This is a genomic window from Ruegeria sp. F5, from assembly GCF_056533845.1.
Genome location: NZ_JBQFOU010000016.1, coordinates 84,902 through 92,971 on the forward strand (window position 1 = coordinate 84,902; position 8,070 = coordinate 92,971).

The 8,070-nt window shown below is 58.7% G+C and carries 4 protein-coding genes and 1 pseudogene; 3 read left to right on the top strand and 2 right to left on the bottom strand.

The genetic code is table 11. From position 1 onward, the window contains the following. Window positions 1–66 precede the first annotated feature (66 nt). Together ACR0K1_RS20135 and ACR0K1_RS20140 are read right to left on the bottom strand one after the other, a co-directional pair. Window positions 67–570 (bottom strand): annotated as a pseudogene (locus tag ACR0K1_RS20135) (IS6 family transposase); the annotation flags it as partial. 160 nt (window positions 571–730) lie between these two features. Beyond that, window positions 731–2,158: a LuxR C-terminal-related transcriptional regulator gene (locus tag ACR0K1_RS20140; RefSeq protein ID WP_480851736.1), complete on the bottom strand. Its 1,428-nt coding sequence runs from the start codon at window positions 2,156–2,158 to the stop codon at window positions 731–733. Window positions 2,159–2,430: 272 nt separating this feature from the next. Between ACR0K1_RS20140 and ACR0K1_RS20145 the strand changes: the two genes are divergently transcribed. The 3 genes from ACR0K1_RS20145 to ACR0K1_RS20155 all read left to right on the top strand — a co-directional run bounded on the left by ACR0K1_RS20145 (window position 2,431) and on the right by ACR0K1_RS20155 (window position 7,603). After that, window positions 2,431–6,231, top strand: a complete 3,801-nt coding sequence (locus ACR0K1_RS20145; RefSeq protein WP_480851738.1) for a hypothetical protein — start codon at window positions 2,431–2,433, stop codon at window positions 6,229–6,231. A gap of 22 nt (window positions 6,232–6,253) precedes the next feature. Then, window positions 6,254–7,249, top strand: a complete 996-nt coding sequence (locus tag ACR0K1_RS20150) for a hypothetical protein (RefSeq protein WP_480851740.1) — start codon at window positions 6,254–6,256, stop codon at window positions 7,247–7,249. Window positions 7,250–7,384: 135 nt separating this feature from the next. Beyond that, complete coding sequence (locus ACR0K1_RS20155) at window positions 7,385–7,603, top strand: hypothetical protein (RefSeq protein WP_480851741.1); 219 nt, start codon at window positions 7,385–7,387, stop codon at window positions 7,601–7,603. Window positions 7,604–8,070: the final 467 nt, after the last annotated feature.

Sequence of the window (8,070 nt, forward strand, 5' to 3'; positions counted from 1 at the left end):
GGCACGGCATCAGTCCAAGGCGCGGTGATCAATATTGCGCCCAACGTCTCGGGTCCTGTGACAGAAGTTGTTCAAGTATTTCCGCCTGACCATTTCAATTGGGATCGGGCAACCAAAGCCTTTCAACATTTTGTTGATCGCCTTGATGCCAGCCGTGTTAGCTCCGCTTTTGTCGATGACAATCTTTCTCGGGAGTCCGCTGACCTCCAGTGTCCGGGCAAAGAATTTGGTGGCGGCAGGTTTGTTTCGACGCTGCGAAAGCATGAAATCAAGCGTCTTACCGTGCTTGTCGACAGCTCGGTATAGGTATACCCACGCCCCTTTCACCTTGATGTAGGTCTCGTCCATTCGCCAAGAACGATCGCAATATTTTTTTCGGCGACGCGCGGCCTCAGCAATCGCGCTAGAGTATCTCTTCACCCAGCGGTTCAGTGTAGTGTGGTCCACCGAAACACCGCGCTCACCCATGATTTCCTCCAAGTCACGGTATGAAACACCATATCGAACGTAGAAGAAGACCGCGAATAGGATCACATCCTTCGGATATTGCGCACCCTTGAAAGAAATCATGAACTGACTTTCGGCTGAATTACACCGGCCGCTATTCACTCTCTGTGTTCTTGAGCGTCAATGGCAAAAAGTTTGCAACAGATCCGTCGTAGAGTGGACGGGCTTCGTTCATGTATTCGTTCAACATGTGAACACCGATCACCACGCGAGTAGGTTCTGTTCACCTGAGGGACAGGGTCCGCGAAGCCAGTTTTGTAAACGCGACCGAGCGGGCTTGAACATCGCCAAAGCAGCAGCACACGTCCGGCTCGTTCAGGTGCCCAAGTTTGTTTCGTGCCTGCCTCAGGTGGCGCGACGCTGAAGTGGTTCGGCCCATTGCAACATAGCCCATCGCAAGGGCGAAATCTGCAGGCCAATCGGCATTGGGTAACATTGCTGCGCGCTGCAAGTTGCACACTGCCGCTTCCGTGTCACCGGCCTCTTCGTCTGCCAGATCAATAACGCCCAACGTTGTGTAGCATGTCCACAAGGCCGGGTCGTTGAGCCCAAGCTTAAGCGCGGTCTGCCCGTCGAACCGGGCCTGGGCCAGATCACCGCGCGGCGAGAAAGCCGTAACAGTCGCTCGGGCGGAATAGAGCCCGCCGTTGAAAGGGTTGAGGGCGATGCCGCGGGCGATGGCCTCTTCAGCGTCGTCAAACCGCCGGGCAGCGCCAAGGTTGAAGCCCAGCAGCATGAAGGCGTTGTCGTCACGGCTGTCCAGCGCAATCGCTCGTTGGGCGTGGTCGAGCCCTTTGTGTGTGCTGGTTGCCCTGTCCGCACTACGGGCTGAAATCACATCGTAGAAATGGCACCGCGATATCAGGATATGGGGTGAGGCGAAGGCGCGGTCTTTTTCAAGAGCCCATAGGCATTTCCGGATCACCTCGTCATGGCTTCGGGCCATCTGGCGCGAAAACAAATGCAGGGCATGGCAATAAAGTTCCCACGCGCTTGGGTTTTCACTGATCAAGCCGTGCACTCGCGTAATTTCGCTGGCCTCGTATTCCAAAGCGATGGCGGCGGTAAGTCTGCTTGAGACTTCGTCAAAAAAGTCAAACATGTCCGAGACCTTGCGATCATAGCACCGCGACCAAACCAGCGCGCCACTGGTTCCGTCGATCAGTTCCGCAGCGACCCGTATGCGGGTGCCAGCCTGCGCAACCCGCCCAAAGACGAGGTAACGGGCACCTGTCGCCGCAGCCGCGGAGCGCCAGTCGTACGCATCTGCAACGGCGACCTGCATGCCGCAGCGGGGTGTTACGCATAGGCTGCGGAAACGCGAGAGCGCTGAGGTGACGCTGTCGGCGATCCAGCCGGACAGCACCGGAGAGAGGCCCGTTTCTGGCGGCAGCGCAAAATCGAGGACCGCAATGCTAGGACGTGGCAGCGCCCCTGTCACAACAGGGGCCATTGGTGTGATCGCACCGCCAAGCTCGATCTTGTTGACTACACCGAGTTTTCGATAGACGGCGGCAATATGGGTGCGCACGGTCGAGGGCGACACCCCCAGCTTGCGCGCAACGCCGCGGTAGCTGAGACCGCTGGAATACTCGATTGCCACTTGTTTTTCACGGGACGTGAGCGGCTTAAGGGGGGATGAAACGATCATCAAGCTGTCTCCAGCTCTCACTCGGAAATTACAGATAATCAAACACTTGAGCTTCAATTGTGAGTTGATTGTAACACAAATGCACGATTCGTGCCACAGATGCTCATGCGAGGGTTGAGCGAAACCCGCCACTAAGTTGCGACCTCATGCATATGCATGAGATAAATACTGCAACTGCACGATATTTACCGCTCCAGCGAAGTGCGAGGGTTTTATCAACCACGCAGCAAGCAGCGGCAAGCCCGGTAACGGGTCCCGCGGAGGAAGGCGCCATGTCCGACACTGATAACGGTCGCACAAGTAACACCGAGGCCACCGAGGCCATCCGCGTAACGGCGCCAGAAGTGACAGTACCCCCAGGGCGCTTCGTCGCCAGCTCGACCGGGCGACCTGCCAATCCGGAGGACCAGGCGGCAATTCTCCGCGGTACCGAGCAGGCCCGGCTTCGGGCTTTGCGTCGCGGCGAGGGTGTGGAACTTGGCGACAGGGCCATCGGCCAACTCATCGAAGCCCGGCAGTTCGCAGCGACCGCCGTGTACCGGCGCCTTGCACAATTCAACGACGAGCTAGAAGGCTTTTTTACCGGCGTGGTGCCGACACTGCCATCGACGCTGACCGGCGAATTGGTCAACCCTGACGGCACTCCGGCCGACCGCATTCAAGTCGAGGTTCTGCGACCCGAGTTCGGGCCGAACGAAGGTGTCGACGAGTTTGCCTGGGCGCCGCGCAAAGCGGTGACCGACCCGCGCGGCATCTTTTCGCTTGCCCTGCCGCCGCTTCGGGTTCCGCAAAACGGTCTGCGTCTACGCCTGCAAGGCCGCAACGGGGTTTCAACGCTCAATGTCGCCCGGATCGACGCCCTAGATGGGCAGATCGGTCTTGCCGTGCTTTCAAGTACCTTGCTGGCTTTGCCTCAGTCGGTGATCGCGCAGCTTTCCGATCTGTTTCCGGTTGACGAAACCGACGCGGTTGTGAACATAGATGACTTCCGAACAGAGCAACCACCGCTTGTGATCGGCGAAGGTGACTGCGCACATCAATACCGAACCCAGGGCGGCACTGTTTCGAGGCATCGCTATTCGGTACTCTTCCGGTTGATCGATCCGTTACTCGGACCTCCTCGATTGCGGCGTGAAATCACGGCGGGCGGCACCTTTGCACCCGTCTCGGTACCCAGTTCCGGCCTTGCCGCCGGGGCATACTCGGCGTCGGATGTCATCGCGGCGCTTGGTGCGACCCCCGGCAACTGGGCCTTTGCGGACAGGATGCCGATCGACGAGCCGATTGATGTGGGCGATTATTTCGATGATCTAGAGATTGATCCGGAACGGGTGCCCAAGGCGGCCTCGCTCGGTCTGGGCTATGTGGTGAAAATGGGGGTGGTGGGCATCCATCAGGGCCTTTCGCTTGGCCGACCGGTCTATTCTCTGCCTCTCGCCCCAGGCGAGGAACAACAGATCGCCGTTTTCGAGCAGCGTGAACGCCTGAGCGTGAGCGAGCGCGAATCCCTCGACGTCACCGAAGAGCAGCAGTTCAACGAGAGCGTCGACACATCGCTTGATGCCACGTTCGAGTCTTCGCTTGATGAGATGATCAGCGGCGAAAGCAAATTCGATACGCGCAGCCACACCGACTCGAAAGGCCGTAGCGGCGGCTTTGGTGTCGGATTTGGCGGTAGTGGCCCAATCGGGAAGGGCATAGGCAAGCTCTTCGGCTCGATCAGCGGCGGTTTCAGCGGCGGTTTCAGCGAGACCAACTCGAACAGTTCCGGAAGCAGCTCCTCAAGTCAGAACACCTCGCGCGATTTTCTGAGCGAGACACATGAGAACTTTTCTTCGGCGCTTGAGCGCTCGTCTCGGCTGAAGCGCAGCGCAACCCGTACCTCGGTTCGGCTTGCAACTCGCAGCGACAGGCAGTCGGTGACCACCAAAATCATCGCAAACCGAAACCACTGCCATGCACTCACGATGCAGTGGTTCGAGGTGCTGCGCGACTATATGATCGACACGCGGGTGGATGGGGTGCAGCTTGTCGCGTTTGTACCGATGCAACTGATCCGGTTTGCGCCCGTGGGTCAGCTTTTCGAGTCGGCGGCCAACAGCAGCGCGAAACTCCGTGGTGATGAAACGCGGGACGATCTTGTCGAACGGTATGGCACGGTTTACCGCTATGCCGATACGCTCCGACGCGCGTTGCCGGGGCGGCGGTATCGCCGGGCGCTTGGTACGCTTGAGGATTTCATTGCCGACCGCTCCATCGAGCCCGAGGGCGTCCTGCCCAATGCGCAGCTAATCGTCAAGTTCAGCGTCTTCGGCGCGTTCTTTCCCAATGACGACATAAGTGCTTTGATCGTCACCAAGGACGGTGCACGTATCGGTCCGACGCGGCTGAGCGGGCCAAGCATGAATGTCGATACGTTCGATGGCCATCGTGCCCGCGACGAAGACCAGCTTGTCGCCGGACTGCGCAACCTTCGGCGTCTTCCCCTAGCCGAAGTCGGCGGCAACCTTGCGTTGCCGTCCTCGGTTGCCAAGGCCGACATTGCCCGGGTGGAGCTGACCCGCCGCACAGGAAGCTTTGCTTATCGGTTCGACGACCCTGATACGCCTATCCTGAGTTCCCTTGAACTCATGAAGGATATTTGGGACCAGACTGACCCAGAGAAGCTGTTGAAATTTTCGCTTACGGCGGCTGAGTTTGACGATGTGATCGGGCCACCGCAGCTTGGGACTGTGACGGCTCGGATCGATGGTGAGAACATCGTTTCGGACGCCGGTCAGGCGGTGCTGTCGCCAAACCTGCCGATCCCGGTGCGTGCCTTTGACGAGGTTCTGACCCAGAAGGACCTGCGCCTGATCGAGGATTTGTACCAGCACGTTCTGCGCAACACCGTCAGCTATTCCCGTGCGATCTGGGTGGGGATGACCGACGAGGAACGGGCGATCTTGCTTGAACGTTTCACCCTTGGCGTGCCCGAGGGCGGGCTGGTCGACGCGGCCTCGGAAATCCCGCTGCTGTCAGCGGTGGGCAACAAGGTGCTGGGGTTCTACGGCAACATGATGATCATGCCCTTTTCGATACCGGCGCAACTGGCGCAGGAAACCGGGCTTACAAGCGGCCAGATTCAGGATGCGATCCTGCGGTTCCACCGCGAGGGCTTTCATCCGCCGCGCCGTCAGATCTCGCTCCCGACCCGTGGGCTGTTGGGCGAGGCGGTGCTGGGGCGTTGCAATTCCTGCGAAACCATCGACCACCGGCGGTTCTGGAACTGGCAGGACAGCCCCATCCCCGCCCCGGTTTCGGCGGCGCCGACCTTCCCTGCGCCACAGGGCAACCTGCTGAGTGCCACGGCGCCCTCTGCGCTGCTGACCAATCCGCCGCCCACCAATCTGACCATCGCAGCCGGAGGTTTGGGTGCAGGCGGTGCGCCGGGTTCGGGCGCGTCGGCCATCGCCGACATCCTGAAGGCCGCACCCGAGCTTGCCAAGGGCGGGGCCAATCTGACCGGTCTTGCGGAATTGCAGAAACTTCTTGAACAGGAAAGCAAATCCGTGGCCACAGGGCGCGATACTGCGTTCAACGCCACAACCAAGCTGACGACCGATCTGGTGTCGCAGGCCACCGCCTTGTTGGGCAAAAAGGCCGAAAAACAGGCCGAGGAGGCCAAGGCCAAGCAAGCCAAGCAAGAAAGTGACAAAAAGGAAGAGGCCAAGAAGCAGGAGAAACAGCAACAGTCGGCCAGCCAGAAATCCGCAGCTTTCCCGCAGCAGGCAGCGCAACTGGCCGAGAATGCTCCGGCGATCAGTGAGTTGGCTGGCCGTCAGGAGAACACGGAGGGATATGTGCGTTCGGTGCTTGCGGGGCTGTTTACGGGCACCAGCGGGTTGAATACCTCCAATACCGCCCTGCCTGTCGCTTTGATGTTGTCGGCGTTCACCGAGGTTAGCGAAGACTTATCCGACCCCAGTTCGACGGCGCGCGATGGTGCCGAGGCTTTTGTTGATCAGTTGCGCAACCTCGACAGTTTTTTCGGACCCGATGGCGAGTTGATTCAGCCAGCGTCAGAGCAGTGAGCAGTAAGGAAGGAGAGCCGTCATGACGGACACCAACGTGAACCCCCCTGCCGCCAACGACGAACCTGTCGAGGACTCGCTGGTCGAGGCCATCATCGAACTTTTGGAAACCACCAATTCACCCGAGATTCAGAGGGCGCGTGAGATCATTGCGCACCGGCTGGCGATATCCGGCGATGTGGCGCCGTCCCGAGTGCCGCCGCCGCTGAACATCACCGAAATCGGGGGCTATATCAATCTGTTGACCGAATACGGTGAAGAAGAACAGCGCGCACGCCTGATTGCCGCCGCTCTTGGCATCGCGGGTCCCGCGATCACCCTGCCGCCACCCGGCCAGCAACCACCGCTGTTTTTCGCCGAACGCGCGCAGTTGCGACCCGAAGTTCCGCAGCAGGCCACTTTGGCCCTGGGCTATACCATGCGATCAGATTTCGTCGCGGCCTTCGAGGTGGCGTTGATGCAGATCGCGGCTTCTGGCGGGGCGCTGCCGGTACTGACCCCGCTGCGGGTTTTACCACCGCTCGGGGCCGCGGTGGCCCCTGGCCTTGAGCAGCTTGCGCTTGTCGGTCGCAGACTTGCGCTTGCGCCGACGGCTGCACTCTCTGATCCTGCGCAAGACCCGCTTTCGGTGTCGCGCCCGACGGCGGGTGGCACCTTTGCGGTGCGTGCGCTGGTTTTTGATCCGACCGCGCCCGCAGCGCCCGGAGTTTCCGCTGAGGACTGGACGAGTTGGCAGTGTACCGCCGAGACCTGCGAAGAGGTTGAGACGACTAACGCCCGGTTCGACGTCGCGCCGGCCCTGAATGCTGCTGGCTGGGTGCAGCCTGATCCCGTGACCGACCCCGAAACCATGATGAGCCCGGGCAACTGGGGCGACTGGATAAACATCAGCGGCCTCGCCCCTGGACTCACCACTTTCGGCGACGAGATCCTGGCAATTTACACCGGCACACAGGTTCTTCAGTCTTCTGTACGCGACATGATGACCTTGGTCTGGGACGGTGAAGCTTTCAGCTGAGGGCAACAACACGATCAACTGGAAATACGGCATTGTCCCAAAATTTGACAAGCCATTAGTATCCAGCGAGGTATCATTGTTGTTGATACTGGTATTCCACACGACGCCAACAAACCATGGTATTTCCCGCCGTTTATGCCGTTAGTTCAACAGGCCGCGCAGTTCGATATATCGCAAAATGAAGAGAACGGCCCCAGGATGAGCGCGCTCGGTTTTGAGCCGAAAGACGTGCGCTGGGTCATTCTGTCTGAATTCAGGATCTCCGAATATCATTTTCAGTACGCGCCGGAGATGAGGGCGCTGCTTTTTTGCGATTTGCTATCACGCAAGGTGTTCTTGTTCTTTCGGTATTGATCTTTCTGTGGATGAAATGGCTTGGCGTATTCATGCTTGTTGTGCTCGCGTTGCTAATGCTTAACCGTGATTGTGTGATTCTAGTAGGTTCTGCATTCGGGGGTTTAACGTCCCCGAATGACATTCAGCTGGCCGGCCAATAGCTGACTAGATTGGTCAGCCAGCATCCGTGTTTAAATTGTAAGTACGAGTTGGACGTGGATGTTTGACGGTTCGCGAAGCATCGCTTTGTTCGGTTGCCTTTTCGGGCTGGGGCTGAACAGCATGGGTTCGAGATCCAATTTGTCATTTAGCTGATGAGAGCTGCTTCGATGCGGCGGATAAACGGGCGAGCAGGACTTGGTTTATATCTTCTGTCAGCAAGCTCAGGGAAAATCTCAATTAACTCCTGATATACTTGTAGATCTGCATTGAGTATGTGTTCACCTGCGTAAAAGCTTTCGAGTAGGGCATTTTCGCAGTTTACG